This window comes from Primorskyibacter sedentarius (assembly GCF_004342065.1).
Classification (GTDB): domain Bacteria; phylum Pseudomonadota; class Alphaproteobacteria; order Rhodobacterales; family Rhodobacteraceae; genus Primorskyibacter; species Primorskyibacter sedentarius.
The window spans coordinates 58,539-85,227 of record NZ_SLZU01000001.1; the positions used below are offsets into that span (position 1 = coordinate 58,539).

A 26,689-nucleotide genomic window follows, 5' to 3' on the forward strand; every position below is an offset into this window, starting at 1 on the left:
CCGCCATGTTCGTTCCCTTCTTCGAAAAGTTGCGGGACGCGGGTGTGCCGGTTTCGCTGCGCGAATACCTCACGTTTCTGGAGGCGATGAAAGCGGACCTTGCGACCTATGATGTCGAAGGGTTCTACTATCTCGCCCGCAGCGCGATGGTGAAGGACGAGCGCAATATCGACAAGTTCGACCGCGCCTTTGCCGCAGCCTTTGAAGGGCTGGAAAGCATCTCTCTTGATCACGTGCTGGAGGCTGTCGATCTTCCTGCCGACTGGCTGGAAAAACGCGCAGAAAAACACCTGACCGCCGAAGAACGTGCCGAGATCGAGGCTTTGGGTGGCTTTGACAAGCTGATGGAAACGCTCCGCGAGCGCTTGAAGGAACAGCAGGGCCGGCATCAGGGAGGCAACAAATGGATCGGCACCGGCGGCACCTCGCCCTTCGGCGCACATGGCTACAACCCCGAAGGGGTGCGCATCGGTCAGGAGAAATCCCGCCATCAACGCGCCGTAAAGGTCTGGGATAAGCGCGAATTCCGCAATCTCGACGATTCCATCGAACTGGGCACGCGCAACATCAAGGTTGCGCTGAAACGGCTGCGTCGATGGGCCCGTGACGGCGCTGCTGACGAGCTGGACCTGGACGGCACGATCCGCTCCACCGCTGAACATGGCTATCTGGACGTGCAAACGCGCCCCGAACGGCGAAATGCGGTCAAAGTGCTGCTGTTTCTTGACGTGGGTGGCAGCATGGATGCGCATATCCGCGTCGTGGAAGAGCTGTTCAGCGCCGCCCGCGCCGAATTCAAACATCTGGAATATTACTACTTCCACAATTGCCTCTACGAAGGCGTGTGGCGCGACAACCGTCGGCGCTGGAACGCGCAGACGCCAACGCTTGACGTCTTGCGCACCTACGGGTCCGATTACAAATGCATCTTTGTCGGTGACGCCTCCATGTCGCCCTACGAGATCGCTTATCCCGGCGGCGCGAACGAACATTGGAACGCCGAATCCGGCCAGACCTGGCTGACGCGTGCGCGTGAACAATGGCCGTCGAACCTGTGGCTGAACCCGGTGCCCGAGGCGCATTGGGACTACACCCATTCGATCTCGATGATCCGGGAGATTTTCGACGACAACATGGTGCCGATGACGCTCGAAGGGCTGGAGCGCGGAATGCGCAACCTCACGCGCTGAGATTTCCCTGTCATCCCCGGAACGTTTGCCCCCCGGCCTGCGTTGGTCTCGACCTTCCTGAACTCGCGAAGAGGAGTATCCGATGATCAACAAGCAAGGGTCCGCCAAGTGGACCGGTGACCTGAAGTCCGGCAAGGGCCATGTCTCCACCGAATCCGGCGCGCTTGCCGACCAGCCTTACGGCTTCAACACCCGGTTCGAAGGCCAGGCCGGAACCAACCCCGAGGAATTGCTGGGCGCCGCGCATGCCAGCTGTTTCTCCATGGCGCTGTCGCTGGTGCTGGCTGACTACGGCGCCACAGCGGATGAGATCAACACCACAGCCACCGTCTCGCTCGACAAGGAAGGCGACGGGTTCGCGGTCAAGAAGGTACATCTGGACCTCTCGGCCCGCATCCCTGACCTTGACGAGGCGGCGTTCCAGACTGCTGCCAATGCCGCGAAAGAGGGCTGCCCGGTGTCAAAACTCTTCAAGGGTGCTGAGATCACGCTGGACGCCAAGCTGCTCTGACAATATCGGGCGCGCGCCTGTTGTGGCTTGCCCTGAGCATGCGCGCGCCCCATATCTGAGGGATGCTGAAGTTCACGCCCATCCTCCTCGCCCTGCTATACGCGTTCGCGCTTTACCATTTTTCCGCGTGGCGCACCCGCAAGGAACTGGACGATAAATCCACCGAACTGGCCGATCCGCAGCTCAAGGCGGTCACGGATCGCCTGGCCTCTGCGCTCGATCTGCCCCGCATTCGGGTGCATATCTACGAGATCGACCCGGTCAACGGGCTTGCCGCGCCGGACGGCCGGATTTTCATAACCCGCGGGTTTTATCGCAAATACCAGACGGGCGAGGTCACGGCCGAGGAGATCGCCTCTGTCATCGCGCATGAGCTTGGCCATGTCGCGCTTGGCCACACCCGGCGCCGGATGATCGATTTCTCCGGCCAGAACGCATTGCGCACCGCGCTGGCCATGCTTCTTAGCCGGTTTCTGCCCGGGATCGGCGTCCTGATCGCGAATGCGTTGACCAGCCTTCTCGCAGCCCGGCTCAGCCGCGGCGATGAATACGAGGCCGACGCCTACGCGGCGGCTCTGCTCACGAAGGTGGGAATCGGCACTGCCCCGCAGATTTCCCTTTTCGAGAAACTCGATGCGCTAACCAAGGCGCGTTCGGGTGCCGCACCTGCCTGGTTGATGAGCCATCCAAAGACCAACGAGCGTATAGCGGCCATTCAAACCCTGTCCGATCGCTGGCAGGCCTGAAACCATAACCTTCATCTGCGAACGCGATATGCGACAATCAGGCGGGGCTCCGGCCTCTCTGCGACCATCCCGACCCGGCTGAGGTCAGACGGTCAGTGCCTTGCCCAGACGCGGCAGCCGGGCCTTCTTCATCAATGCCCGCATGGTCCAGTCCTCCCCCGAAAGCCTGCGCGCCTCGGCCAGGACCGCATCGGCCACGGGCCGCACGCGGTCCGGGTCCGCCTCGAAACAGCCCAGCAGGAAGGCGTCAGGGTCTGCTCTGGACAGGCCCTCCTCTGCCAGAAGACCGCGCGGGAAATCCTTGGCATTCATGGTCAGGATCAGGTCGGCAGACCCGGCAATGGCCGCCGCCAGCACATGTATGTCATTGGGATCGGGAAGCCACAGGCGCTTTGACACCCCGTCATGCACCCGGATTTCAGACCGTGGCCAGGCGGCCTGCAGCAACGCGATTTCACCGCGCGCCTGTGCTTCGCCTTCCGGGCCCAGCTTGCGTGCCGCCAGCGCCCATTCCTCCAGCAATCGCGCCGACCATTGTGGCTCGAACGCGCCGGTGGCCGCGACGCCCATGACCATTTCCCGCATCACCGTCGGGAAGAGCACGCAAGCGTCGATCAGCACTCTCACAGCCGGAAAACCAGCGCCTTGAGATAGCCGCTTTCGGCCAGCTGCGGCATAAGCGGATGGTCCGGCCCGGCAAAGCCTGTATGCAGCAGAACAGCCCGCCTGCCCGCGCGCCCGATGCCGCGCAAACATGCACCGGTGAATTTTTCCAGATCGGCGGCGTGCGAACAGGAGCACAGAACAAGGTAACCCCCCTCTTCCACCAGACTGGCCGACAGCCGCGCGATGCGTTCATAGGCCCGCAGACCCTTTTCGAGCGCGGGCTTGTTGGGGGCAAAGGCGGGCGGATCGCAAATCACCACATCAAAGCGCGCGTCTTCTGACGCCAGCGCAGCCAATGTATCAAAGGCGTCGCCCTGCCGCGTGGCAAACCGGGCCGAGGCGCCCATCCGTTCAGCCCCCTGCGCCGCCAGGTCCAGCGCCGGGGCCGAGGCATCCACCGCCAGCGCAGATGCAGCCCCCCCGGCCAGCCCGGCGAGGGCGAACCCGCCAACATGGCTGAATACGTCAAGAACCTTTGCGTCACGGCATAGCCGCGCTGCAAACGCATGGTTGGGCCGCTGGTCATAGAAAAGGCCGGTCTTCTGGCCACCTGTCAGGTCGGCCATGTAGATGGCATCGTTCATCTCTACCGGCACAGGCGCGTCCGGCGCCGTTCCCCGCAAAACCATATCGACGTCGTCCAGACCTTCCAACTGACGGCCCCGCCCGCCGGAATTCTTCAGGATAGAGGTCACGCCCGTGACGCGGGCCAAGGCTTCGGCCAGCTCGTCCAGCAAAAGATCGGCCCAGGCGGCGTTGGGCTGGATCACGCAGGCATCGCCGAAACGGTCGATAATGACGCCGGGCAGACCATCAGCCTCGGCATGAACAAGGCGATAGTATGGTGACGTGAACAACCGCTCGCGCAGTTCAAGCGCCCGTGACAGGCGCGCCGCGAACCATTCGACATCCGGCCGTGGCCCGTCTGCGGGCCCGAGGACCCGTGCGATGATTTTCGACTCCGGGTTGACGGTAACCAGTGCAAGCGGGGTGCGTTCTGCATCCTCCAGTATGGCGATGCTGCCGGGAGCGAGCGCCTTTGTTCTGCGGTCGAGCACAAGTTCGTTGGAAAACACCCAAGGCGCGCCGCGACGGATGGCGCGGGCGTTGGCATTGGGACGAAGGCGGATGATGGGCAATGAGGGCGTTGTCATGCCGCTCTCTTACGCGCGTCTCTGCACGGGGGAAAGACAAACTCGCAACCCGCTTGGGACTGTCTGCGAAAGAGTTGAACTGTGCCAGCCCGCCCCGCGCCCAAAATTATGTGCAACGGATCGACCAAGGGCGAATTTGAGCCAACCACTTGCATGCAGTGCCGTCTGCCACCGGGCGTGCCGGAGGCTCAAGTCATGTGGGCGGGGCAGTGAAATGGGATGCGCCGCTGCCCGCGCACCACCGGTTCACCCTGCCTGAGGTCGAAAGATCCTCATGCGTCCTTGCGCGCAGCGCCTTCGGCCTTGCAGACCTGATCCGCCGCTTCGACCGACATGGAATTCGGACGGCTGATCGAGCGATCCCAATCCAGCAGCCCCGGCGTGTAAAGCTGGCAGGTCACGATGCCCTGCGAGGTCTGCACCTGAACGGGCTCTGTTTCGAAGGCTTCGGGGGAACTGCATGCCGCCAAGGTAATCGCACCCAAGAGCATCAGTGCCGGTTTGGTCAGATTTTTCATACGTCTCTCACTCATTAGTCTGCCGGAAGCTTAAGGCTTCCCGTTGGATTTTACATTTTCGCGCCACTGCGTCACCTGTCAGGAAAATGCTTTGCGATGGGCAATTGTCAAGTTTCGATTGGCGCATGGGGGCCAATGTGGTCAGGCCGTGGCGCAGGCACCACCAAGATCGGCAGCATAGCGAAGATCTGGCCGGTTTTTCAGGTTCTGACCAGCGCTTTCATTCCACCGCCGCCTGCTCGCGCTCGCAAAGATCCTCCCGACATGCTGCCGAACAGGCGCCGCTTGCCAAAGACTAGGACCTCAACGCCCGGCAGGCAAGCGCGCCGCCCTCTCTGTGCAGCCATCCTAACAACCAAGGCACAAGCAAACCGTTAACGCCAATGCCGCGACCCGCGATAAAAGGTCCGAACCTCTGCATCAGGCCGATAAACATGCCGCTCCGGGGTTTACTGTTAGCGCTAACTTGAGTAAGGGAGAAGCGAAGCGTCCAGCCAATGGAGTCGGATCATGAGCCTCAACGCGACTGTATCCCGTGTCACCCAGCGGATCGAACAAAGATCTGCCGAACTTCGTACTGCCTATATGGAAAAGATGCGCCGTGCGGCCGAGGAAGGCCCGCGCCGGGCGCACCTGACCTGCGGCAACCAGGCCCATGCCTTTGCCGCCGCCCTTGGTGATCAGGATGCATTGGCTGCGGGCCGCTCCCCGAACCTCGGGATTGTGACGTCCTACAATGACATGCTGTCGGCGCACCAGCCGTTCGAAAGCTATCCTGCACTGATCAAGGATGCCGCCCGCGCCATCGGAGGCACAGCACAGGTGGCCGGTGGCGTCCCCGCAATGTGTGATGGTGTCACCCAAGGCCAGGTCGGCATGGAGCTGTCGCTGTTCTCGCGCGACGTGATCGCACTGGCCGCAGGTGTAGCGCTCTCTCACAATGTGTTCGATTCGGCGGTGTATCTTGGCGTTTGCGACAAGATCGTGCCCGGCCTTGTCATCGCCGCCGCAACCTTTGGCTACATTCCGGGCATCTTCCTGCCCGCCGGGCCGATGCCTTCGGGTCTGCCCAATGATGAAAAGGCCAAGGTCCGCCAGAAATTCGCCACGGGCGAGGTTGGACGGGACGCGCTGATGAAGGCCGAGATGGCCAGTTACCACTCTCCCGGCACCTGCACCTTCTACGGCACGGCCAATTCCAACCAGATGCTGATGGAGTTCATGGGGCTCCACCTGCCCGGTGCCTCCTTCGTCAACCCCGGCACGCCGCTGCGGGATGCCCTGACGGTTGCCGGCGCCGAACGCGCGCTGGAAATCACCGCGCTTGGCAATGACTATCGCCCGGTCTGTGATGTTCTGGACGAAAAGGCCTTTGTGAACGGCATCGTGGGCTTGATGGCAACCGGCGGGTCGACGAACCTTGTTCTGCACTTGCCCGCAATGGCGCGTGCCGCAGGTATCCACCTGGCGCTGGAAGATTTCGACGAGCTTTCCTCGGTCACGCCATTGATGGCCAAGGTCTACCCCAACGGGCTGGCGGATGTGAACCATTTCCACGCCGCGGGCGGTTTGGGCTACATGATCGGCGAATTGCTGGATGCCGGGCTTCTACATCCCGACACCAAGACGGTCGCGGGCGACGGTCTGGCGCTTTACGCACAGGAACCAAAGCTGAAGGACGGTCGTGTAGTCTGGGAACCCGGTTCGCGAGAAACTCAGAACGACCGGATCCTGCGCCCGGTGACGGATCCGTTCCAGCCATCCGGCGGTCTGGCGCAGATGTACGGCAACCTTGGCCACGGAATGATGAAAGTCTCTGCCGTTGCGCCCGAACGCCATGTTATCGAGGCGCCAGCGCGCGTCTTCCACGATCAGGACAGCGTGAAAGCGGCGTTCAAGGCTGGGGAATTCTCCTCTGACACAGTGGTCGTTGTGCGCTTTCAAGGGCCGCAGGCCAATGGCATGCCGGAACTGCACGGGCTGACACCGACCCTGGCGGTGCTTCAGGATCGTGGTCTGAAAGTCGCCTTGGTGACCGACGGCCGCATGTCGGGTGCCTCTGGCAAGGTGCCGTCAGCCATCCATATCAGCCCCGAAGCCGCAGCGGGCGGGCCGCTCGCCAAAGTGCGCGACGGCGACCTGATCCGCGTCGATGCAACCAACGGCAAGATCGAATGTCTGGCACCCGATTTCGATGACCGGACGCCCGTCACGGCCGATCTGACCGGCAATGGTCATGGCGTCGGACGCGAATTGTTCGAAGTGTTCCGCAAGAATGCAGGCATCGCCGCAACCGGCGCAGGCGTCGTGGTCTGACGCCCCGCGCCAGATGATCAGGGATCTGCCCTGCAAAGGGCATCCCGGCTGGCGCATTGTAAAAACTCATGCATGGTGGCGTCTCCAGATCGCCCCGTGCACTTCGTCGAAAAACGCGGTATTCGGTCACTGTCACATTACAAACAGGTTAGATTCATGATGACTCCTCAGGAAGCCAGCAAACTTACCGAAGAGGTCTGCAACCTCGCCCCCGTCGTGCCCGTTCTTGTGGTGGAGGATGTCAGCATCGCCCGCCCACTGGCAGAGGCATTGGTCGCCGGCGGCCTGCCCGCGCTGGAGGTCACGCTGCGGACCCCCGCGGCGCTGGACGCGATCCGCGAGATGGCCAAGGTTGACGGCGCCCATGTCGGTGTCGGCACCCTGCTGACCCCCGAAGACGTTGCTGCCGCCATCGAGGCCGGGGCGCGTTTCGGCGTTTCGCCCGGCGCGACAGACAGGATCCTGGACGCGGTCGAGGCGGCGAACCTGCCCACCCTGCCCGGCGCGGCCACCGCATCCGAAGCGATGCGCCTGCTGGAACGCGGCTACACCGTCCAAAAGTTCTTTCCCGCAGAGGCCAATGGCGGCGTTCCGGCCCTCAAGGCGATTGGCGCGCCGATCCCGCAGGTCAAATTCTGCCCGACCGGTGGCGTCTCGCTGAAGAATGCTCCCGACTATCTTGGCCTGTCCAACACGCTATGTGTCGGCGGCAGCTGGGTTGCGCCGAAAGACCTGATCGCAGCACGTGACTGGGCCGGAATCGAAGCTCTGGCGCGCGAAGCCGCCGCATTAACACGTTAACTAATTCTCGCACATCTCTTGACCGCCTCTGATTCAATTGCAAGAACATTGCAAGAACCAAGGGGTAAGAGTTGACCGCCCCATTCGGGTTTCGAGGCGGTCGAAAGGTGTGTGAAGTGTTGACTGTTGATGATTTTCGTGCGGATTGCACGCGCTGTGCAGGCTTGTGCTGCGTAGCATTTCCGTTTGATAAATCCGAGGATTTTGCCTTGGACAAGCCCGTAGATGTGCCCTGCCCCAATCTGCGACAAGACTACAAGTGCCGCATCCATGACAGTCTGGCCGAGAAAGGCTTTTCGGGTTGTGTCCGCTATGATTGCCTTGGGGCCGGCCAGATCGTGACGCAAGAGCTGTATCGCGGCATTGGCTGGCGGGAGAACCCGGCGCAATTCGCCCCGATGATGGACGCGTTTCGCAAGGCCCGCGAAGTGCAGTCATTGCGTGCGATGCTGACCGCCGCCGCACGGTTTCCGCTGTCCGAGGCAGAAAATGCGGCGCGTCTGGAGCTTCTGACGGCCTGCACGCCTTCCGAGGAATGGAGCATTTCATGGATAGAAGGCATACTCTCCGGACCACTGCCGACAGATGTGCGTAGTTTTGTGGCCAGTCTCAAACACCATATCGAGCGTCCCGGCTGACGCGCTTGCCTTCAGCCGCCGCGTCGCCCGCGCCACCCTCCGCGTCGCCGGGCTTTTGTGCCCCCTTCCAGACCTTCCAACAAAACACGTGTCATCGGGTGATCCGCACGGCCGGACCCGAACCGGTCCAGCAGCAGCCGGATATTCGCGCTCGTGTCCGTGTCCACCGGTACGGCAAGCGCCCAATCCATGAAGATCGAGCGGCATTCCTCGATGGTGATGCCATCAATCCGGTAGGATTCATGTATCAGCCCTTTTGGGTCGATTGCGTCACCCTTCATCGCCTTGCCCTTCCTCGGCCTCTATTGCAGGCAGGACCGCATCTATGATCCGCGCCGCCTCCCCCGTCAACGTTTCCAGTTTTTCCCGCAATGCTGCAACACTGTCAGCCTCTGTCAGGCGCATCAGGAACGTGCATGCGCCCGCACCCAGCTCGTCCACATCCAGCGGCGCCTCTGACAGCAGGCGCGATGCGAGTTGCAGCGACCAGCACAGCGTATAGGCGTCGCGCAGCGTCTCTGCCTGTTCGGCCGTCAGCCAGCCCTCGGCCACGGCGCCGCTTAGCCCCTCGCGCACCCGGCGTTGCGCCTTGCCCGCCAGAAGCGCCCCGGCCTGGGCCACCAGTTCGATATCCTGAAGCCGCCCGGCACCGATTTTCGCGTCCCAAAGACCGTCCGGGCCTTTCGCGGCGGCGATACGGGCGCGCATCTTTGCCAGCTCACCCAGCACCACGTCACGCGGCGGGGGCGCAGACAACAATTCCCGGCGAAACGCCTCGACATCCTGTGACAGTTCCTTAGGCCCGGCGATCGCGCGCGCGCGGGTCAGGGCCAGATGTTCCCAGATCCAGGCGTTCTGGGTCTGGTATGTCTTGAAGCTTTCAAGGCTGGTCGCCACCGGTCCCTGCTTGCCCGAGGGGCGCAGCCGCATGTCCATCTCGTATAGGCGGCCTTCGGCGGTAGAGGCGGTCACCGCGGTGATCAGCGCCTGGGTAAGCCGCGCGTAATAGGTCCGGAAATTCAACGGCCGACGCCCGTCAGAGCTTTCGACCCCATCCGCGTCGTAAATGACGATGACGTCCAGATCCGAAGACGCGTGAAGGCGCGCCGAGCCCAAGGATCCCATACCCAGCACCATCGCACCACGGCCCGGCGGGTCGCCATGTTTGGCGGCGAAATGCGCCACGACATCCGGGTAAAGACCCGACAGCGATGCCTCAGCAAGATCGGCATATTGCAGCGCGGCCTCTTCCGGATCGGTCATGCCGCGCAGAAGATGCACACCAATGCGGAAATGCCATTCCTTGCCCCACCTGCGCGTGGCATCAAGCTTGCGCTCGTAATCCTCTTCCCGCGCCAGCAGGTCGCGCAGATCCCGCACCAACGCCCCCTTGCCCGGCCATGCCGCGAAGAAATCGCCGCCGATCACCGCGTCGAACACACCCGCATTTCGCGACAGGTGACGCGCCAGCGCCGGGACCGTGCCCACGATATCCACCAGTAGATCGATCAACTGCGGATTGGCGTCGAACAGCGAAAAAAGCTGCACCCCGGCGGGCAATCCCTTGAGGAAACCGTCAAAGGCGGCGAGCGCCTCTTCCGGGCGGCCCGTGCGCGCAAGCTGCGTCATGATCTCGGGGCGCAGGCGTTCGAAAATCGCCAGCGCCCGGCCAGAGCGCAGGGCCGGGTAGCGCGGCCAGGCAGAGGTGATTTGCTCTTCGTTCTTGAAGCTTGCCTCGCAGGTCGTCGCGGTATCACCTTCTGGCGCGAAGAAGCCCTCGGTCAGTTCATGCACCTCGGTCAGGCGCGCCTTCAAACCGCTGCGCAGGTCGTCCTTGTCCATCCCCATCAGCGCGGCGATCCGGGCAATGCCCTCGGCCGAGTTGGGCAAAAGATGCGTTTGGGCATCCTGAATCATCTGAACGCGGTGTTCGACCTCGCGGTGGCTGCGGTAATGCGCGGCGAGCCTGTCGGCCACGTCCCGCGGCAGCCAGCCCTTGTCCGCCAGCACCGAAAGCCCCGGCACCGTCCCCCGCACCCGCAGGTCCGGATCGCGCCCGCCTGCGATGATCTGGCGGGTCTGGGTAAAGAACTCGATCTCGCGGATGCCACCGCGACCGAGCTTCATATTATGCCCCTCCAGCGTGATGGCCCCGCCCAGCCCTTTGTGTTCACGAATGCGCAGCCGCATGTCATGCGCGTCCTGGATGGCCGCGAAATCAAGATGTTTGCGCCAGACGAAAGGGGTCAGGCTTTCGAGAAATCGGTTGCCCGCCACGATATCGCCCGCGCAGGGCCGCGCCTTGATATAGGCCGCACGTTCCCATGTGCGCCCCAGGCTCTCGTAATACCTCTCGGCCGCCTCCATCGCCATGCAGACCGGTGTGACGGCAGGGTCCGGGCGCAGTCGCAAATCCGTGCGAAAGACATAGCCCTCGCCCGTCAGATCGTTCAGCATCGCTGACATCTTGCGCGTGGCCCGAACAAAGCTGGCACGCGCGTCGTGGAAATCATCCGGATCAAACCGGGTTTCATCGAACAGACAGATCAGATCGATATCCGACGAGTAATTCAGCTCTCTGGCGCCCATCTTACCCATGGCGAGCACCGTCATTCCGCCCGCGCTGGCGATGTCATCCTCCCCCTGACCGGGCAGTTTGCCACGCCGGATTTCTGCGCCCACGGTGGCGCGCAAGGCAGCGGTGCACGCCATATCGGCCAGGTCGGTCAGCGTTCCGGTCACCTTTTCCAACGGCCAGACACCGCCCAAATCGGCCAGCGCCGTCAGCAGCGCGATACGCCTCTTGGCGCGGCGAAGTTCCGTCTGCAGCACATCCGGTGCAAGCTCTGCGAGCCGACCAATCTCTTCATCGGCGGCGCTTTCGACATCCTCCAGCGCGGCTTGCAGCCAGTCCGGCTCTTTGGCGATCAGACCGGCGAGATAGGGCGCACACCCCGCTGTCCCTTCGATCAGCCGCGCGACATCGCCCTTGGCCCAAGGGGTCAGGGCAAGCGCGTCCTCGCCGCGGTCAGGTTCGAACGGAATGGGGCAGCGGGTGATGCGATCGGCGAAATTCATGGCGGCACGATGCGCCGGGCGCGAAGAGACGTCAATGCAGCTTTGCGCGGGCTTGCCGACCACCCGCGGCTGGGTCAGATTGCCGAAGATCAATCCGGGCCGGAGGTGGATATGTCGAAGTCGCTGAAACGTGTGCGCGCAGCGCTGGAGGCTGCCGGCATCACCCCTGACATTCAGGAACTGGAAAACGCCCGGACCGCGCAGGAAGCGGCAGATGGCGTTGGATGCACGCTCGATCAGATCGCCAAGTCGATCATCTTTCGCGGCCATGACAGCGGCGACGTGCTGTTATTCCTGACCGCAGGCGGCAATCGCGTTGACCCTTCGCAGGCAAGTGCCGTCGCGGGGGAACCGCTTGACAAGGCCGATGCGGCGCTCATTCGTGCGCGGACCGGATTTGCCATTGGCGGCGTCTCTCCGGTTGGGCACCTGCAACCGATCCGCTGTTGGCTTGACCCGCGTCTTTTGCAGTTCGACCGGATCTGGGCCGCAGCGGGCACGCCGCGCCATGTTTTTTCGCTCGATCCGGCAGAATTGCCGAGACTTACAGGGGCCGAAACGGCGGATTTCACCGCATCCTGACGCCCTTTTTGCCTGTTTTCTTCGTTAAACACCCCCGGAGGCCGGTAAAAAAACCTCCTAATTAATGCATGCTTACAGATGCTTACGCAGAAAATGTAAAAACCATTCACATAAACCCTTGCAAGATAGGCCCGTGATGCCAATCTAGGTAATGTGAAAGGAATTCACATCGACACGCAAACGGAGACACACATGAACACCGCCGCCTCATACGAAACCTATGCCAGCACCGGTCGGAACTGGTTGTCCCGAAGCGAGGCGTGGCTCGACAGCAAAGGCAAGGGTGCCTGGATCGCCGCCATGGTACTCGGCTTTATCTTCTTCTGGCCCGTCGGCCTCGCCCTTCTTGCATACATGATCTGGAGCAAACGAATGTTCGCTAAAACCTGTCGCCTCTCTCGCAGCAATGGCATGAGCCACGGCTTCACAGCCGCCCGCAGCAGCGGTAACGCCGCGTTCGACGCCTACAAGAGCGACACGCTGCGCCGTCTGGAAGAGGAACAGGAACAGTTCGAAGCCTTCCTGCAACGTCTGCGCGAAGCCAAGGACAAGGCGGAATTCGACCAGTTCATGGAAGATCGGTCGCGCCGCGTTGACCTGGCGCACAAGTCCGAGGACGAAGACGCCTGATCTCCCCCCTCAGGTGTTGAACGTCCCCTCCCGGCATGGCCTTTCCCGGCCATGCCGGATCTGCTACCCCATCCTGACAGGAGGCCCCGCAAGGCGATGATGACGACCCAACCGCGATACATCCAACCCGACCCGGCATTCCAGCCGGAATTCTATGCCGGCATACCGACAAAGCGTTTGCTGGCCTGGGTGATTGACACCATCGTTATCATTGCACTGATGGTGCCCGCCCTGCTGATGACCTTCCTGACGGGGCTGTTCTTCCTGCCTCTGCTCTACCTCTTCGTGGGCTTCCTTTACCGGGTTGCCACGCTGACCGGTGGCTCTGCCACTTTGGGGATGCGCATGATGTCCATGGAACTGCGCGACCAGCATGGTGCCCGGTTCGATTTTGGGCAGGCTTTCCTGCACACGCTTGGCTACACGCTGTCCTGGGCCTTCATGCCCGCGCAACTTGTCTCCATCGTCCTTATGCTGACGACCGAGCGCGCACAGGGACTGACGGATATCTTCATGGGGTCGGTCGCGATCAATCGCCGGGGGCTGTGACACGGTTCGCATAACTGTGATTTCTGGGGCTTGGCGGGTGAAACGTCTGTTGTTAGTCTTCGTGACATACATATGAAGTTTCACCCATGCGCCATTCTCTTCCTCTCGCCCCGCAATTCTACGTGACGGCTCCGCAACCCTGCCCTTACCTCGAAGGGCGGATGGAGAGAAAGCTGTTCACCGCGCTTCAGGGCGAAACCGCAGAGGCGCTGAACAACTCCCTGTCCAAACAGGGGTTCCGGCGATCTCAGAACGTGCTTTACCGCCCCTCCTGCGCCGATTGTGCCGCCTGCCTGTCCGCCCGGATTGATGTTGCGTCCTTCCGCCCGTCCAAAAGCCAGCGCCGGACGACAAAGCGAAACGCCGATCTTGAACGGCGCGCGACATCCCCCTGGGCCACCGAACAGCAATATGATCTGTTCCGCACCTATCTGGATGCGCGGCATGCGGATGGCGGCATGGCAGACATGGATGTGTTCGAATTCGCCGCCATGATCGAGGAAACGCCGATCCGTTCGCGCGTGGTGGAATATACCGACGACCAAGATGCCTTGGCGGCCGTGTGCCTGACGGACGTTCTTGATGACGGCGTCAGCATGGTCTACTCCTTCTATCAGCCCGATCAGGCCTGGCGGAGTTTTGGCACCTATATGATTCTCGATCATATCGAGATCGCGCGCGAGGCTGGGCTGCCATATGTCTACCTTGGCTACTGGGTGCCAGGCAGTGCCAAGATGGGTTACAAATCGCGGTTTTCGGGGCTGGAAGTGTTCCGGAAAAACCGCTGGCAGCAAGTCCCTGACCCAGAGGAGGTCGAGGCTGACACTCACCCGCTTTCGACCGATCCGATTGCCGAACAGGTGGCCAATATCTCTCTGCCCGGCATCCGTCCGGCCAAGGGCTAGCTTTCGGGATGGTACAGCGCCTCTTTGCAGTCGCTCTGGTCGTGCCGGACTATGACGAGGCGATTTCATTTTACGTCGGAACGCTGGGCTTTTCGCTTGATCAGGATGAGGATCTCGGCGGCGTAAAGCGCTGGGTCCGCGTTTCCCCGCCGGGCGCCGCCTGCGGGTCGTTGCTGCTTGCCCGTGCCGTGGATGCGTCCCAACGGGCCGCCATTGGCAATCAAACCGGCGGACGGGTCGGATTTTTCCTTGAAACCGATGATTTCGAGAGAGACTACCTCGCCCTGCGCGACAAGGGGGTCGCGTTCGAAGAGGCGCCGAGACACGAGCCCTACGGGTCCGTGGCCGTGTGGCGCGATCCATTCGGCAATCGCTGGGATCTTGTACAGTTTACGTGAACGCCCTGCAGCGCGGATGCTCCGCCAATGCAAAACGGCCGCCTTTCCGGGCGGCCGTATGATTTTTTATGTACGTTGTCGTCAGTTCGGGATCAGCGCCGGAACGATAGTGACGATGGCAGGGAAGAACCACAGGATCGCCAGACCCAACACCTGGATCAGCACAAACGGTATGATCCCGCGATAGATATGGCCCGTCGTGACACTGGGCGGCGCCACCCCGCGCAGGTAAAACAACGCAAACCCGAACGGCGGCGTCAGGAACGAGGTCTGAAGGTTCACCGCGATCATGATCGTCACCCATTTCGGATCGAAGGAGCCGCCATAGATGACGGGGCCCACGATCGGGATGACGATGTAGATGATCTCCAGAAAATCCAGCACGAAGCCCAGCACGAACAGCACCAGCATCACGATCAGGAAGACCTTGAATTCGCTGTCAAAGCTGCGCAGGAATTGCTGGATATAGTGTTCCCCGCCGAAGGAGATCACCACCAGGTTCAGCAGCTGCGAGCCGATCAGGATGGTAAAGACCATACTGGTCACCTTGGCCGTTTCGCGTACGACCGGGCTAAGCACTTTTGTGCGCAACAACACCCAACAGCCGTAAAGCAGCCCGAACGCGGCATAAAGATAAGCGGCGTAAGAGATGATGAACGCAACCCAGCTTTCGAAGGCCACCGTTTCCTGATTCATGCGCAGGTCGAAATTGGCCCCGATCAGGATCATCAGCATCACCGAGAAGGTGGAGTAGATGATGATCTTGCCGGATTTTTCTTCCTCGCGCAGCTTGCGATAGGCCGCTAGCATGATCGCCCCGGCTGCACCGAGTGCTGCGGCAGGGGTCGGGTTGGTGACGCCACCAAGGATGGAGCCCAGCACCGCCACGATCAGAACGAGCGGCGGAAAGACCACGCGGATCAGCTCGTTCTGTGCCAGGCGGACGACGGCATGACGGCAGGCCCAAAGCGCGATCAGCGCCGGGATTGCCAGCCACAGCACCATCGCGCCGGAACTGGTTTGCGGCCCGACAAACAGGATGTCGGCCAGCAACATCAGCCCGACCCCGCCCAGGCCGATGGCAAGCGGACGTGCATCCGCCCCCGGTGCGACACCGCGCGCCGTGGTCAGAATAAGCGCCAGCATGATCGCGAGAATTGCGACACCCGTGCCAATCGGCGCAGCAGCGGCCGCCTTGGCTTCGACCGCGGCTGCGATCTCTTCTTCGGTCAGTCGCTCGCTTTGTTGCGCACCGCCAGCGGCTTCGATGCCCTGTTGCTGTGCCACTGCCTCATCCCAGGCCTCTTGGCCGTGAAGCTCGATCATCGATGCCTTGCACTGTTCGGACACGTTTGTGCGCAAAGATGCGGATTCGCCCACTTCGGTGAAGCTGCCAACCACGACCGACTGGCTGCCGATCAGCCCCACCTGCCCCAGCATCAACGCCCCGCCGATCAGTGCGATCGGGACACCCAGGAACCATGTCAGCGCCTCGTTGCGTGTAATGACCTCGCCATCGGATCTTTCGAACTCCACCGGCGGGGCCTTGGACGGGTTCAGCAGCGCATAGCCGAACGCATAGGCCGCGTAGAGGAAGGCCAGAAGGATGCCCGGCAAAAGGGCTGCCTGAAAGAGCGTGCCCACCGACACGACGGCCGGTTCACCCAGCAGCGTCAGCGCGTCACTACACCCCGCCGCCAAGGCGCGCGATTCCTGCGCTGTGGAATACAGATCCCCCGCAAGCGTCCCCAGCAGGACGATGACGATCGAGGGCGGAATGATCTGCCCCAGCGTCCCCGAGGCCGCAATTACCCCGGTGGACAGTTCCGGCGAATACCCGTTGCGCAGCATCGTGGGCAGGCTCAGCAGACCCATCGTCACGACAGTCGCACCGACGATCCCCGTGGAGGCCGCAAGAAACGCTCCCACCACCACGACAGAGACGGCAAGACCACCGGGCAGCGGGCCAAAGATCCGCGCCATCGTGGTCAGCAGGTCATTGGCGATCTTGGACCGTTCCAGCGTGATGCCCATCATGACGAACATCAGCACGGCCAGAAGCGTCTCGATAGACTGCCCCGCAAAGACGCGTTCATTCATACGGTTCACGATGAACGAAAGGTTCCGGTCGATCGCCACTTCCCAGCCGCGTTCGAATACCGGCGTCGAGATTACCGGCAGATCCGGATATCGAAACTTCGAGATCGTCTCGGGATTGACCCCGGACGCCAGAAGATCACGAAACGCCTGGCTCGACGGGTCCACGACATTGTGGATCAGCACACCCTGAGTGTCGAGAAACGCGATGATGGCAAAGGCGAAGATGCCCGCACCGGAGATTGCAAAAGCCACGGGAAATCCCGAAAGGATCCCCGCGAAGAGGCTGAGAAAAACGATAATCAGCCCAAGTTCGACGCCGTCTAGTCCGAATAGCATCCGACCCTACCCCTCAATGCGTGCCTTCATAGGCTTCTTCCCCTTCACCGAGCGTATCCCGGTCGAGGTATTTGTCTGCCGATCCCTCACCCTCGACGAATTCGAGGAAGGAGCGGTAGAAAAAGGCCACCGCCTGTAGAAGAACCAGCGCCACGAAGCACAGCATCAGTATTTTGAACATGAAATACGCGTTGAACCCGTCCGGGCTGAAGGCGATCGTTTCCACATTCCATTTCACGATTTTCGATTTGCGCAGCATCAGGTCCAACTTGTCGCTGGCCGAAACCTTGGGTGTGATCAGGTGCCGCCACAGGAAGAACCAGGCATACATCCATGTCAGCACTGCCGCAGGCACCATCAGAAAAAGCGCCCCGAACATGTCGACCAGTCGCTTGCCGCGATGTTTCAGCGGCGCATAGATCAGGTCCACCCGGACATGGCTGCCCTGAACAAAGGCGTAGCTGACGCAAAGCGCGATGACGACCGCGTTCCAAAATTTCAGCCCCTCAGACCACCAGCCAACGGAATAGGTCAGCCCGATGCCCAACCCTATGGGGGTGAGCGTGATCTCTCCGAGACGGAAGATGGATTGCAGGAAGACCACCATGGTTTGCTGAAGCACCATGATCAGGCCGGCCCATGCGGCCAGACGCCCGATGCCATTGGCAAAACCTTCCAATACGCGCACGCAGCCCCACATGAACTTGCGCCAGACAAGGCCCGCAACCGTCACCACCAGGAACAGATCGAAGACGACAAAGAAGAACTCCACCGAGCCGCCGTAATAGACAAAGCGCAGCAGGTTTTCCTTGTTCGACCAATCGAGCCAGAGACCCGGATGGGTGATTGCGTAGATGAGATTATAGAAGCCGAGGCCGATATTCGTTCCCAGCCAGATCAACGCGTCCAGCATCGTCCACCCCCCAATATCGCAAGGCCGCGCATCAACAGATGCGCAGCCGGTTGTTGTTCGGACCCAAGTTCGGTCCGGGCGACCTTAGCCGTTGACGCGGGTCCGCTGGCGCACATATTCGCCATCCGAACGCGACACCCAGCCTGCGGTGTTTTCCATCGAAGCCTCGACCGACGTCCGGACCTTAGCGAAGATTTCGTCATCCATGAAGCCGTCAAGGACTTCCTTGGAGGCCGCACCGAACGCATCCCACACATCTTCAGAGAATTCGTGGATCTGCGAGCCGCCCTGGATCAGGCGCGACAGTGCCGGACCGTTATTGGCGATGAAGAGCGCGTAGTTGTGCTGATGGGCATCAGCGGCGGCCTTCTCGATGATGGCCTGATGCGCGGGCGACAGGTTGTTGAACACTTCGAGGTTGCAGCCAACCGACAGGGCCGCACCGGGCTCGTGGAAGCCGGCAGGGTAGTAGTGATCGCAGACTTCCTGCAGACCAAGGCGTTCGTCAGACCACGGGCCGATCCACTCGGTCCCGTCCAGCGCACCTGTCGACAGCGCCTGGTAGATTTCGCCGCCGGGGATGTTCTGGACGGAAGCGCCCAGTTTCGCCAGCGCCTGACCGCCAAGGCCGGGCATGCGGAATTTCAGACCCTTGAAATCATCGGCAGAGGTGATCTCCTTGCGGTACCAGCCGCCACCCTGCGCCGCGGTCTGGCCAGCGATAAAGGGTTTCACGCCAAACACTTCGCCCAGCTCGTGGTGCAGCGCCATGCCGTCCTGTGCATAGTACCAAACCATGATTTCGGGCGCGGTCATGCCGAATGGCACGGCGGTGAAGAACGCCCATGCCGGGTGCTGGCCAACCCAGTAATAGTCGGCACCGTGATACAGATCGGCCTGACCTGCGGTCACGGCGTCAAAGCTTTCCAGCGCGCCGACGAGCTCGCCCGCGGCCTTCGCATCGATGGTCAGAGTGCCACCGGACATTTCATTGACGTTGTTCGAAAAGCGCTCGACGGAATCCCATACGCCGGCAAGTCCGCGCGGCCAGGTTGTGACCATGGTCAGCGTGGTGTTGCCCTGCGCAATCGCCGGAGCGGCCAGAGTGGTTGCGGCGGCGGCACCGCCACCCAGTGCGGAAGTTCTCAGAAAAGAACGACGATCCATATTGTTTTCTCCTACCCTATGTTGGACACGCAACCCCCTCTGCCCGCGTGGGGCGGGTCGTTGCGGTGGCGGCAGACTAGCCACAAGAGGCCACGGGATGGAATACCAATTACTACGTAGATGTCGGCGCGACCGCCTTGTTTTTTGACGCAGGCACAAGTTGACGTAGCGTACACCGCGCCGCTGTCCCGGCGATCATCGCACCCGGAACGCTTGCGCCACGCCGGATATTGCGCGAACAAGGATGCCCATGCGCAGACTGCTCAACCGCTTCCGACTCAGCTATCGGCAAAAGCTGTTCCTGCTGGCCTCTGTGCCGCTGGTGCTGTCGGCGGCCGCCATCTCTGTTCTGGTCGCAAATCAGTCCCGCGCCCTGTCGGAACGCGAAATCCTCAGCCTTGAGAAGCAGTTGATCGAGGCCAAGAAGCAGGAGCTTCGCAATTACGTCACCCAAGCCCGCAACGGATTCTTCTATATCTACGGCGCCGCGCCCCCGGATGATGAAGACGCTAAACGCAAGGTGATGCAGATCCTTGCCGCGATGATCTATGGCGAAGAAGGGTTTTTCTTTGTCTACGATTACGACGGCACAAACCTTGTCAGCCCACGCCAGACCGAAATGATCAACCGCAACTGGATTGACCTGACAGACAGTGAGGGCACTTTGGTGGTTCAGGAATTCATCCGTGTCGCCCGATCCGGGGCTGGATATCTGGAACATATGTGGCCCAAACCCTCTACGGGGGAAGACGCGCGCATGATCACCTATGTCACCGCCTTCCCCTCCTGGCGTTGGGCCGTGGGGACGGGCGTCTATATCGATGACGTTCTGGCCTCTGTCGCTGCCGCCCGGGCAGAGGTGGAAGCGCGCGTGCAGCGCACGTTTCTGTATATCGGGGCGATCACGCTGTCGGCGCTTCTGATGGTCTTTGTCTCTGGGCTTGTGCTGAACATCCGCGAACGTCGGCTGGCCGATGCCAAGCTGAAAGAACTGACCCAAAGGGTGTTCGATGCGCAGGAAGAGGAACGCGGCCGCGTCGCCCGAGAGCTGCATGACGGGATCAGCCAGATCCTTGTCGGCGTGAAATACGCGCTCGATCTGGCCAAGCGGCGTGTGGCTCAGGGCGACCCGAAGGCCGCAGAGACGCTCGACAAAGGGTCCGCGCATCTGACCGGCGCAATTTCCGAGGTGCGCCGCATCAGCAGGGACCTGCGTCCCGGCGTGCTGGATGACCTTGGCCTTGGCCCGGCTCTCAAGGCACTGGCCGACGATTTCAACACTCGCACCGGGATTCAGACCAATTTCAGCACGGTCGTCTTCCGCAACCGTCTGGATCAGGACAGCCGGATCGCCCTCTACCGCATCGCGCAAGAAGCGCTAACGAATATCGAACGCCATTCCGGCGCGTCGCGCGTTACCATAGATGTGCGCGGCCACACCCGGGGCGCCACCTTGCATATTGCCGACAATGGGCGCGGCATGGATGCCACCAGCTCTGATAGCGGGGCCGATCGCGGGCTTGGCCTGCGCAACATGCAGGAACGGATGGATCAGCTGGGCGGCACCTTGCGGGTCACGTCGTCCCGGAGTGGAACGATCATCGAGGCTCAGGTCCCCCTGACCCATATGCTGCCGCCCGAGAACACCCCACCCAGCCCCAGCGGAAAGGCACATGCATGAAACAGACGACCGTGGTTGTGGTGGACGATCACCCGATGGTGGCCGAGGGTATCCAGGCCATTCTTGACGGATACCCTGACATTTCCGTCCTGGCGACGCTGTCGGACGGCCAGCAGATCATTGACCAGCTGGACGAACTGGCCCCCGATGTCATCCTGATGGATCTGAATATGCCGGGTCTCAGCGGCCTGACGGCGACGGAGATCATTCTGGAGCGTCGCCCGGAAACGCGCATCCTTGTCCTGTCTATGCATGACACACCGGCCTATATCTCTACGGCGCTCAGCCATGGCGCGCTTGGCTACGTGCTGAAAGACGTACCGACCGAAGAGATCAAACGCGCCATTGATACGGTCATGGCGGGGGAACGTTACCTCTGCACCGGGGCGCAAGGGTCGCTGGAACCCTCCCCGTCTGACCAGCGCGAGGCTCTGACCACCCGCGAACAGACGATCCTGCTGCAACTCGCTCAGGGCAAATCCAACAGGGAGGTGGCCGAAGCACTGGATATCTCTGTCCGCACGGTCGAGACGCATCGCAAGAATATCAAGACCAAGCTGGGCATTTCCTCCACAGCCGGGCTGACACGATACGCGCTGAAACACGGTGTTCTGCAAGGGACCGGGGTGGACTTGTAAGGCAGTTGGCCCGCGATGCTCGCGGTTCAGCTGTCGACGGGGTCTGATATGACCTGCCCGATCCGTTCTGGCGGCGCCTCCTCAGCCACGTCCTTGCCGCCCACCTGATTGGCAACCCGCGCGCCCCTGCGGCCACGGCGACGCGGCGGGCCGACAGTTGTGTCCCGCCCGGTCTGCGCCTCTGTCTGGGCGTCCAGCTCTGCCCCCAAAAGGATGATGAAGGCCGAAACCCACATCCACATCAGCAGCACGATCACGCCGGACAAGGCGCCAAATGTCTCGTTATACCCGGCGAAATTGCGCACGTAGTACGAAAAGCCCAGCGTGCCCGCGACCCACAGGACACAGCTGAGCACCACACCCGGCGTGATCCAGCGCCACCGCGCGGGCTTGCGGCTCGGACCCCAGCGATACAGCAGCGCGATGCCGAACGCGGCCGCGACCAGCAGCAGCGGCCAGCGCAATACCTGCGCCAGCCAGTCGGTAACCGGCCCCAGCGCCACGAAGTTGAGCGCGACCGGCAGCGCCACCACGGCCGCGACGGCAACCAGAAATCCGAAGATCAGCCCAAGGGTCAGCACAACCCGCATCACGTAGATCCAGATGATGGATCTCTTCTCGGCCTCGCCGAAGGCCACGTTCAGCCCCTGCATCAACGCCTGCACCGCCAGCGATGCCGAAAAGACCGCAAGTGCGAAACCGATCCAGACCGCCAGTGTCAGGCCGGACGAACTGGCCCCCGCCACTTCGGCCGCCTGATCTATGACGATGCTCGCGGCATTTTCAGGCAGTCCGTCTGTGATCGCGTCCAGCTGCTCGACCACGATTTCGGGCTGCGTCACCAGACCGGCAATCGCCATGATCGCCGTGATCGCAGGAAAAATCGCCAGAAGCCCGTAAAAGGCGCATCCGGCGGCGATCAGCCCCAGATTGTCCTCCAACACGCATTTATAGACCCTCTTGAGGATCTCCCACCAACCGCGCAGCGGAATTTGCATCGGGTGCCGTGCATCATGGCCTTTGGTCATACTCTCAAATTCTCCATTCGCAAACGAACGCTTCGCATCGCTGCCAGTTCCGACCCTTGTGACCCTCTTTGACGATTATGGAAAGAAAGTTGCGAAAATTACGTCCGCAGCGACATTTTATCCACGCCAACTGTTGACGACCGGTTCTACAGATGCATAAGTCGCGCCCACGCATAAAAGGACCGACTTTATGGAATCGCTAGTCGTAATTGTAGAGAAAAGGCGCATGGGCCGGTAACGGCAACCTAGACGGTACCCCATGCGCCCCCGAATAATCCTCGGGGGCTTTTTTGTGCGCAGATGAATACGATCACGTTGCAAGACGGAGCAAGGCAATGACACGTGAGATGACCGGAGCGAAAATGGTGGTTCAGGCCCTGATAGATCAGGGTGTGGATACGGTATTCGGATATCCCGGTGGCGCCGTGCTACCGATCTATGACGAGGTGTTCCAGCAGAACGCGATCCGGCACATTCTGGTGCGCCACGAACAAGGCGCAGTCCATGCTGCCGAAGGCTATGCCCGCTCGACCGGCAAGCCCGGCGTTGTGCTGGTGACATCCGGACCCGGTGCCACCAATGCGGTGACCGGCCTGACAGATGCATTGATGGATTCCATTCCGATCGTGGTTCTGACCGGACAGGTGCCGACATTCATGATCGGCTCTGACGCCTTTCAGGAAGCGGACACTGTCGGCATCACCCGCCCTTGCACGAAGCACAACTGGCTGGTCAAGGACACCGAGCGTCTTTCGGCAACCATCCACGAGGCGTTCCACGTCGCGACCTCCGGTCGCCCGGGCCCCGTGCTTATCGACATCCCCAAGGATGTGCAGTTTGCCAACGGGACATATACACAGCCCTCCAAGACGCCTGTTGGCCACTACCAGCCCCAGGTCAAGGGCGACATGGAAACGATCACCGAACTGGTGGCCGCAATTGAATCCGCGCAGCGCCCGATCTTCTATACCGGCGGCGGGGTGATCAATTCGGGCCCCGGTGCCAGCCAATTGCTGCGCGAACTGGTCGATGCGACAGGCTTTCCCATCACCTCCACCCTGATGGGTCTGGGCGCCTACCCTGCTTCGGGCAAGGCCTGGATGGGCATGCTGGGCATGCATGGGCTCTACGAGGCCAATCTTGCCATGCATGGTTGCGATCTGATGATCAATGTCGGCGCACGGTTCGACGACCGGATCACCGGACGTCTGGACGCGTTCAGCCCGAAATCGCGCAAGGCGCATATCGACATCGATCCGTCCTCGATCAACAAGGTGATCCATGTCGACATGCCCATCGTCGGCGATATTGGCCATGTTCTCGAAGACGTGCTGAAGGTCTGGAAGGCCCGCGGGCGCAAGGTGAATTCCGAAGGTCTGACCAAGTGGTGGCGCCAGATCGAGCAATGGAAACAGGTGGATTGCCTGAAATACACGCCGTCCGAAGGCAGCATCAAGCCGCAGCACGCGCTGTCCCGGCTGGAGGCGCTGACTAAGGATCGTGATCGGTATATCTGTACCGAGGTTGGCCAGCACCAGATGTGGGCAGCCCAGTATCTTGGCTTTGAAGATCCGAACCGCTGGATGACCTCTGGCGGACTGGGGACGATGGGTTACGGATTTCCGGCCTCTGTCGGGGTGCAGGTCGCGCATCCGGACTCGCTGGTGATCAACGTTGCCGGTGAGGCTTCGTGGTTGATGAACATGCAGGAAATGGGCACGGCGGTGCAATACCGCCTGCCGGTCAAGCAGTTCATCCTCAACAACGAACGGCTGGGCATGGTGCGCCAGTGGCAAGAGCTGCTTCATGGCGAGCGCTATTCGCACAGCTGGTCCGAAGCGCTGCCCGATTTCGTGAAGCTCGCCGAGGCGTTCGGCGCCAAGGGCATCCTGTGCAAGGATCCGGCAGATCTTGACGATGCGATCATGGAGATGCTGGACCATGATGGCCCGGTCATCTTCGATTGCCTGGTCGAGAAGCACGAGAATTGCTTCCCGATGATTCCCTCGGGCGAGCCGCATAACAAGATGCTTCTGGGCGAGGTTTCGCTGAAGGACGCCATCGGGTCCAAAGGTGCAGTGCTGGTTTGACCGGCACTGCGTAGTTTTCCAGAAAATCGTTTCGCGGGGCTTTCTGAGAAAGCCTTCGCAGCGGCACCGGCCGGAAAGGAAATCAAGATGTCCGCACTGCACATCAAGAAGGGCTCGAACAAGCATTCGGCCTATAACCTGCGCCCCAACTTCTCGGATGTCACCGAAAAGCACACCCTGGCTGTCCTCGTCGATAACGAGGCCGGGGTTCTAGCACGCGTGATCGGGCTATTCGCAGGACGGGGTTACAACATCGAAAGCCTGACAGTGGCAGAGGTTGACCACACGGGCCATCTAAGCCGCATCACGATCGTGACGACGGGAACACCCCAGGTGATCGAGCAGATCAAGGCCCAGCTGGGGCGGATCGTGCCGGTGCACGAGGTGCATGACCTCACTGTCGAGGGGCCTTTCGTCGAACGCGAGCTTGCGTTGTTCAAGGTCGAAGGTCATGGGGAGAAACGCGTCGAAGCACTGAGGCTGGCGGATATCTTCCGGGCCAATGTCGTCGACAGCACACTGGAAAGCTTTGTTTTCCAGCTTACAGGCGCACCGGAAAAGATCGACGCTTTCGCGGATCTCATGCGCCCGTTGGGTCTTTTGGAAGTTGCAAGGACAGGGGTTGCTGCCCTGTCACGCGGTATCTGACTCAGGCAATCGCAAGGTTGCCACGGAAGGCGTCGATCGACACAACGTTCGGCGTCTTCGCTGCAAGATGATCTGAAGACCGCGCCCGCGTTCTGGGGGCTGCAGGCGCAGACAACTTGCTCGCCAAATCTGGATATTCCTGTTCCACCACCAGTTGCGGATTCCGCGCCAGACGCAGATGTGCGTCTTGCCGCATATCGAACTGGATCAGGTCGCCCGCATCAAGGGAAACGCCATCCAAGGCGCTTTGATCTGCACCTACGTAATACGCCAAGTCCCCGTGATCCTCGCACCAGATCACCGCCTTGCGGTCCTTTGCGTCACTCCACAACACTACGCCAAACATACTTTTGCAGCTCATTTTTACTATACCTTCGAACTTTTCATAAGTTTCCGACATTCCAATGCGGCTGCACATGATTTTCCAAGCGTCTCGGGCTTGCAATTTGTGTCGTTTGATCGCAGTGTTGTCGCCATATAGCACCAGACGTGACGCCAAATAGCATCAAGTCGTAATCAATCTGTGTGTAGTTCGAAACTTATAGTTAAACTAAGAACTACAAAATCAACTCGAGGGTGAATTGCCAATGGCGAGGCTGAAGAGAAATGCACAAGCAGCCCCGAGTCCGTCCGACTTGCGCAACATGTTGGGTGCCAATCTGCGTCAACTGACGAAGGACGCTGCCTCGATCTCTGGACTGTGCCGCGATCTCGGGATCAACCGCACGCAGTTCAACCGCTACCTGACGGGCGAAAGCTTTCCACGCCCGGATGTTCTGCATCGCATTTGTACCTTCTTTGACGTCGACGCACGGATCCTGCTGGAACCTGTTTCGAACATCAGTACCGTCAAACACGATCTGCTGCATCACCCAGAGGTTTCGGATTTCGTGGGGGCCGGCAGCAACCAGGTCGCGGAAGACATGTTCCCATCCGGGTTCTACCGCTTCTCGCGCCGCAGCTTCACCGATGACGAGATGTTCGTGCAAGGGCTGGTCTACGTCTACCGCGAAGACAACTACACCTTCATCCGCGGTTACGAGGCCAAGGAAGCGATGCGCCAGCAAGGGCTGAGCACCGACGCGCGCACGCGGGAGTTCCGCGGTTTCATGGTCCCGCAGGAAGGCGGGGTTGCCTCGCTCATCAGCCGCAGGAATTCTTTGACCTTCTCGTTCAACTTTCTCGCACGAGAGCCTTCGTTCGAGAACAATTTCTGGATCGGCTACGCCACGCGCACCGTCCGGGAAACCATGTCTGGGCGGCGTGTCGCCCGGCAGGTCTACGAACATCTCGGCGATGATCTTGACGATGTGCTGAAGGCCGCGCGCGGCTCTGGCTTCGTGCGCTCCGAAGATCTGTTGACCTACCACCGGACCCATCTGCGCGTGAACGAGCCATTCCGTTAA

The 26,689-nt window shown here is 61.1% G+C and carries 26 protein-coding genes; 16 read left to right on the plus strand and 10 right to left on the minus strand.

The genetic code is table 11. The annotated features are described in order from the left end of the window. Window positions 1–5: 5 nt before the first annotated feature. The 3 genes from EDD52_RS00300 to EDD52_RS00310 all read left to right on the plus strand — a co-directional run bounded on the left by EDD52_RS00300 (window position 6) and on the right by EDD52_RS00310 (window position 2,447). A complete protein-coding gene (locus tag EDD52_RS00300; protein ID WP_132241034.1) occupies window positions 6–1,190 on the plus strand; it encodes a vWA domain-containing protein in 1,185 nt (394 codons plus the stop codon). Window positions 1,191–1,272: 82 nt separating this feature from the next. Further along, window positions 1,273–1,701: an OsmC family protein gene (locus tag EDD52_RS00305; RefSeq protein WP_132241035.1), complete on the plus strand. Its 429-nt coding sequence runs from the start codon at window positions 1,273–1,275 to the stop codon at window positions 1,699–1,701. 62 nt (window positions 1,702–1,763) lie between these two features. Then, a complete protein-coding gene (locus EDD52_RS00310) occupies window positions 1,764–2,447 on the plus strand; it encodes a M48 family metalloprotease (protein WP_132241036.1) in 684 nt (227 codons plus the stop codon). An 84-nt stretch (window positions 2,448–2,531) separates the two neighbouring features. Here the strand turns inward: EDD52_RS00310 and EDD52_RS00315 are convergent, their stop codons facing one another. From EDD52_RS00315 to EDD52_RS00325, 3 genes are all read right to left on the minus strand, one after another. Then, a complete protein-coding gene (locus EDD52_RS00315; RefSeq protein ID WP_132241037.1) occupies window positions 2,532–3,074 on the minus strand; it encodes an RSP_2648 family PIN domain-containing protein in 543 nt (180 codons plus the stop codon). After that, entirely contained in the window at window positions 3,071–4,267 is a 1,197-nt protein-coding gene (locus tag EDD52_RS00320; protein ID WP_132241038.1) for an RSP_2647 family RNA methyltransferase, read from the minus strand. Before EDD52_RS00320 ends, EDD52_RS00315 begins: the two co-directional genes overlap by 4 nt. Window positions 4,268–4,539: 272 nt before the next feature. After that, on the minus strand, window positions 4,540–4,785 hold the full coding sequence (locus tag EDD52_RS00325; RefSeq protein WP_132241039.1) for a hypothetical protein: 246 nt from the start codon (window positions 4,783–4,785) through the stop codon (window positions 4,540–4,542). Between the two features lie 510 nt (window positions 4,786–5,295). Between EDD52_RS00325 and edd the strand changes: the two genes are divergently transcribed. The 3 genes from edd (at window position 5,296) to EDD52_RS00340 (ending at window position 8,540) form a co-directional block, all read left to right on the plus strand. Continuing rightward, complete coding sequence (gene edd / locus EDD52_RS00330) at window positions 5,296–7,101, plus strand: phosphogluconate dehydratase (RefSeq protein WP_132241040.1); 1,806 nt, start codon at window positions 5,296–5,298, stop codon at window positions 7,099–7,101. 159 nt (window positions 7,102–7,260) lie between these two features. Continuing rightward, on the plus strand, window positions 7,261–7,902 hold the full coding sequence (gene eda, locus EDD52_RS00335; RefSeq protein ID WP_132241960.1) for a bifunctional 4-hydroxy-2-oxoglutarate aldolase/2-dehydro-3-deoxy-phosphogluconate aldolase: 642 nt from the start codon (window positions 7,261–7,263) through the stop codon (window positions 7,900–7,902). Between the two features lie 209 nt (window positions 7,903–8,111). Further along, entirely contained in the window at window positions 8,112–8,540 is a 429-nt protein-coding gene (locus EDD52_RS00340) for a hypothetical protein (RefSeq protein WP_132241041.1), read from the plus strand. Window positions 8,541–8,551: 11 nt separating this feature from the next. On the opposite strand, the gene EDD52_RS00345 is transcribed toward EDD52_RS00340, so the two are convergent. Continuing rightward, a complete protein-coding gene (locus EDD52_RS00345; RefSeq protein ID WP_132241042.1) occupies window positions 8,552–8,821 on the minus strand; it encodes a hypothetical protein in 270 nt (89 codons plus the stop codon). Beyond that, window positions 8,811–11,618: a [protein-PII] uridylyltransferase family protein gene (locus EDD52_RS00350; protein WP_132241043.1), complete on the minus strand. Its 2,808-nt coding sequence runs from the start codon at window positions 11,616–11,618 to the stop codon at window positions 8,811–8,813. The genes EDD52_RS00345 and EDD52_RS00350 overlap by 11 nt, the downstream gene beginning before the upstream one ends. A gap of 111 nt (window positions 11,619–11,729) precedes the next feature. Between EDD52_RS00350 and EDD52_RS00355 the strand changes: the two genes are divergently transcribed. The 5 genes from EDD52_RS00355 (at window position 11,730) to EDD52_RS00375 (ending at window position 14,682) form a co-directional block, all read left to right on the plus strand. Beyond that, window positions 11,730–12,200 carry a YbaK/EbsC family protein gene (locus EDD52_RS00355; RefSeq protein WP_132241962.1) on the plus strand — a complete coding sequence of 157 codons (471 nt, stop codon included), beginning with the start codon at window positions 11,730–11,732 and terminating at the stop codon, window positions 12,198–12,200. Window positions 12,201–12,392: 192 nt separating this feature from the next. Continuing rightward, the gene (locus tag EDD52_RS00360; protein WP_132241044.1) at window positions 12,393–12,830 is read left to right on the plus strand and encodes a DUF2852 domain-containing protein; all 438 of its coding nucleotides are present in this window, start codon (window positions 12,393–12,395) and stop codon (window positions 12,828–12,830) included. 96 nt (window positions 12,831–12,926) lie between these two features. After that, window positions 12,927–13,379: an RDD family protein gene (locus EDD52_RS00365; protein WP_424449504.1), complete on the plus strand. Its 453-nt coding sequence runs from the start codon at window positions 12,927–12,929 to the stop codon at window positions 13,377–13,379. An 86-nt stretch (window positions 13,380–13,465) separates the two neighbouring features. After that, entirely contained in the window at window positions 13,466–14,284 is an 819-nt protein-coding gene (locus EDD52_RS00370) for an arginyltransferase (protein ID WP_132241045.1), read from the plus strand. Window positions 14,285–14,292: 8 nt separating this feature from the next. Further along, the gene (locus EDD52_RS00375; protein ID WP_132241046.1) at window positions 14,293–14,682 is read left to right on the plus strand and encodes a VOC family protein; all 390 of its coding nucleotides are present in this window, start codon (window positions 14,293–14,295) and stop codon (window positions 14,680–14,682) included. An 81-nt stretch (window positions 14,683–14,763) separates the two neighbouring features. Here EDD52_RS00375 and EDD52_RS00380 read toward each other — a convergent pair whose 3' ends face one another. The 3 genes from EDD52_RS00380 to EDD52_RS00390 all read right to left on the minus strand — a co-directional run bounded on the left by EDD52_RS00380 (window position 14,764) and on the right by EDD52_RS00390 (window position 19,198). Next, on the minus strand, window positions 14,764–17,118 hold the full coding sequence (locus EDD52_RS00380; RefSeq protein WP_132241047.1) for a TRAP transporter large permease: 2,355 nt from the start codon (window positions 17,116–17,118) through the stop codon (window positions 14,764–14,766). Between the two features lie 13 nt (window positions 17,119–17,131). Next, window positions 17,132–18,031: a TRAP transporter small permease subunit gene (locus tag EDD52_RS00385; protein WP_132241048.1), complete on the minus strand. Its 900-nt coding sequence runs from the start codon at window positions 18,029–18,031 to the stop codon at window positions 17,132–17,134. 84 nt (window positions 18,032–18,115) lie between these two features. Then, a complete protein-coding gene (locus tag EDD52_RS00390; protein WP_132241049.1) occupies window positions 18,116–19,198 on the minus strand; it encodes a TRAP transporter substrate-binding protein in 1,083 nt (360 codons plus the stop codon). 250 nt (window positions 19,199–19,448) lie between these two features. Here EDD52_RS00390 and EDD52_RS00395 point away from each other — a divergent pair, with 250 nt between their 5' ends. Beyond that, window positions 19,449–20,879 (plus strand): cache domain-containing protein, encoded by a 1,431-nt coding sequence (locus EDD52_RS00395; protein ID WP_132241050.1) that lies wholly within the window; start codon window positions 19,449–19,451, stop codon window positions 20,877–20,879. After that, the gene (locus EDD52_RS00400) at window positions 20,876–21,517 is read left to right on the plus strand and encodes a response regulator transcription factor (RefSeq protein WP_132241051.1); all 642 of its coding nucleotides are present in this window, start codon (window positions 20,876–20,878) and stop codon (window positions 21,515–21,517) included. Before EDD52_RS00395 ends, EDD52_RS00400 begins: the two co-directional genes overlap by 4 nt. A 26-nt stretch (window positions 21,518–21,543) precedes the next feature. Here EDD52_RS00400 and EDD52_RS00405 read toward each other — a convergent pair whose 3' ends face one another. Further along, window positions 21,544–22,545: a YihY/virulence factor BrkB family protein gene (locus EDD52_RS00405; protein WP_132241052.1), complete on the minus strand. Its 1,002-nt coding sequence runs from the start codon at window positions 22,543–22,545 to the stop codon at window positions 21,544–21,546. Window positions 22,546–22,880: 335 nt separating this feature from the next. On the opposite strand from EDD52_RS00405, the gene EDD52_RS00410 reads away from it, so the two are divergent. Then, window positions 22,881–24,635, plus strand: coding sequence for an acetolactate synthase 3 large subunit (locus tag EDD52_RS00410; protein WP_132241053.1), 1,755 nt, complete (start codon window positions 22,881–22,883; stop codon window positions 24,633–24,635). Between the two features lie 87 nt (window positions 24,636–24,722). Continuing rightward, complete coding sequence (ilvN, locus tag EDD52_RS00415) at window positions 24,723–25,283, plus strand: acetolactate synthase small subunit (protein WP_132241054.1); 561 nt, start codon at window positions 24,723–24,725, stop codon at window positions 25,281–25,283. A gap of 1 nt (window position 25,284) precedes the next feature. Here ilvN and EDD52_RS00420 read toward each other — a convergent pair whose 3' ends face one another. Then, window positions 25,285–25,767 carry a hypothetical protein gene (locus EDD52_RS00420; RefSeq protein WP_165907427.1) on the minus strand — a complete coding sequence of 161 codons (483 nt, stop codon included), beginning with the start codon at window positions 25,765–25,767 and terminating at the stop codon, window positions 25,285–25,287. Between the two features lie 160 nt (window positions 25,768–25,927). Here EDD52_RS00420 and EDD52_RS00425 point away from each other — a divergent pair, with 160 nt between their 5' ends. Continuing rightward, entirely contained in the window at window positions 25,928–26,689 is a 762-nt protein-coding gene (locus EDD52_RS00425; protein WP_132241056.1) for a helix-turn-helix domain-containing protein, read from the plus strand.

What these genes read in the sequence shown, in the direction of transcription:
- EDD52_RS00380 (WP_132241047.1), bottom strand. Translation starts at nt 17,118, where the DNA reads ATGCTATTCGGACTAGACGGCGTCGAACTTGGGCTGATTATCGTTTTT.
- EDD52_RS00360 (WP_132241044.1), top strand. Translation starts at nt 12,393, where the DNA reads ATGAACACCGCCGCCTCATACGAAACCTATGCCAGCACCGGTCGGAAC.
- EDD52_RS00405 (WP_132241052.1), bottom strand. Translation starts at nt 22,545, where the DNA reads ATGACCAAAGGCCATGATGCACGGCACCCGATGCAAATTCCGCTGCGC.
- EDD52_RS00305 (WP_132241035.1), top strand. Translation starts at nt 1,273, where the DNA reads ATGATCAACAAGCAAGGGTCCGCCAAGTGGACCGGTGACCTGAAGTCC.
- EDD52_RS00390 (WP_132241049.1), bottom strand. Translation starts at nt 19,198, where the DNA reads ATGGATCGTCGTTCTTTTCTGAGAACTTCCGCACTGGGTGGCGGTGCC.
- EDD52_RS00300 (WP_132241034.1), top strand. Translation starts at nt 6, where the DNA reads ATGTTCGTTCCCTTCTTCGAAAAGTTGCGGGACGCGGGTGTGCCGGTT.
- EDD52_RS00350 (WP_132241043.1), bottom strand. Translation starts at nt 11,618, where the DNA reads ATGAATTTCGCCGATCGCATCACCCGCTGCCCCATTCCGTTCGAACCT.
- EDD52_RS00355 (WP_132241962.1), top strand. Translation starts at nt 11,730, where the DNA reads ATGTCGAAGTCGCTGAAACGTGTGCGCGCAGCGCTGGAGGCTGCCGGC.
- EDD52_RS00365 (WP_424449504.1), top strand. Translation starts at nt 12,927, where the DNA reads ATGATGACGACCCAACCGCGATACATCCAACCCGACCCGGCATTCCAG.
- edd (WP_132241040.1), top strand. Translation starts at nt 5,296, where the DNA reads ATGAGCCTCAACGCGACTGTATCCCGTGTCACCCAGCGGATCGAACAA.
- EDD52_RS00370 (WP_132241045.1), top strand. Translation starts at nt 13,466, where the DNA reads ATGCGCCATTCTCTTCCTCTCGCCCCGCAATTCTACGTGACGGCTCCG.
- EDD52_RS00410 (WP_132241053.1), top strand. Translation starts at nt 22,881, where the DNA reads ATGACACGTGAGATGACCGGAGCGAAAATGGTGGTTCAGGCCCTGATA.
- EDD52_RS00325 (WP_132241039.1), bottom strand. Translation starts at nt 4,785, where the DNA reads ATGAAAAATCTGACCAAACCGGCACTGATGCTCTTGGGTGCGATTACC.
- EDD52_RS00310 (WP_132241036.1), top strand. Translation starts at nt 1,764, where the DNA reads ATGCTGAAGTTCACGCCCATCCTCCTCGCCCTGCTATACGCGTTCGCG.
- ilvN (WP_132241054.1), top strand. Translation starts at nt 24,723, where the DNA reads ATGTCCGCACTGCACATCAAGAAGGGCTCGAACAAGCATTCGGCCTAT.
- eda (WP_132241960.1), top strand. Translation starts at nt 7,261, where the DNA reads ATGACTCCTCAGGAAGCCAGCAAACTTACCGAAGAGGTCTGCAACCTC.
- EDD52_RS00395 (WP_132241050.1), top strand. Translation starts at nt 19,449, where the DNA reads ATGCGCAGACTGCTCAACCGCTTCCGACTCAGCTATCGGCAAAAGCTG.
- EDD52_RS00400 (WP_132241051.1), top strand. Translation starts at nt 20,876, where the DNA reads ATGAAACAGACGACCGTGGTTGTGGTGGACGATCACCCGATGGTGGCC.
- EDD52_RS00375 (WP_132241046.1), top strand. Translation starts at nt 14,293, where the DNA reads ATGGTACAGCGCCTCTTTGCAGTCGCTCTGGTCGTGCCGGACTATGAC.
- EDD52_RS00345 (WP_132241042.1), bottom strand. Translation starts at nt 8,821, where the DNA reads ATGAAGGGTGACGCAATCGACCCAAAAGGGCTGATACATGAATCCTAC.
- EDD52_RS00320 (WP_132241038.1), bottom strand. Translation starts at nt 4,267, where the DNA reads ATGACAACGCCCTCATTGCCCATCATCCGCCTTCGTCCCAATGCCAAC.
- EDD52_RS00425 (WP_132241056.1), top strand. Translation starts at nt 25,928, where the DNA reads ATGTTGGGTGCCAATCTGCGTCAACTGACGAAGGACGCTGCCTCGATC.
- EDD52_RS00385 (WP_132241048.1), bottom strand. Translation starts at nt 18,031, where the DNA reads ATGCTGGACGCGTTGATCTGGCTGGGAACGAATATCGGCCTCGGCTTC.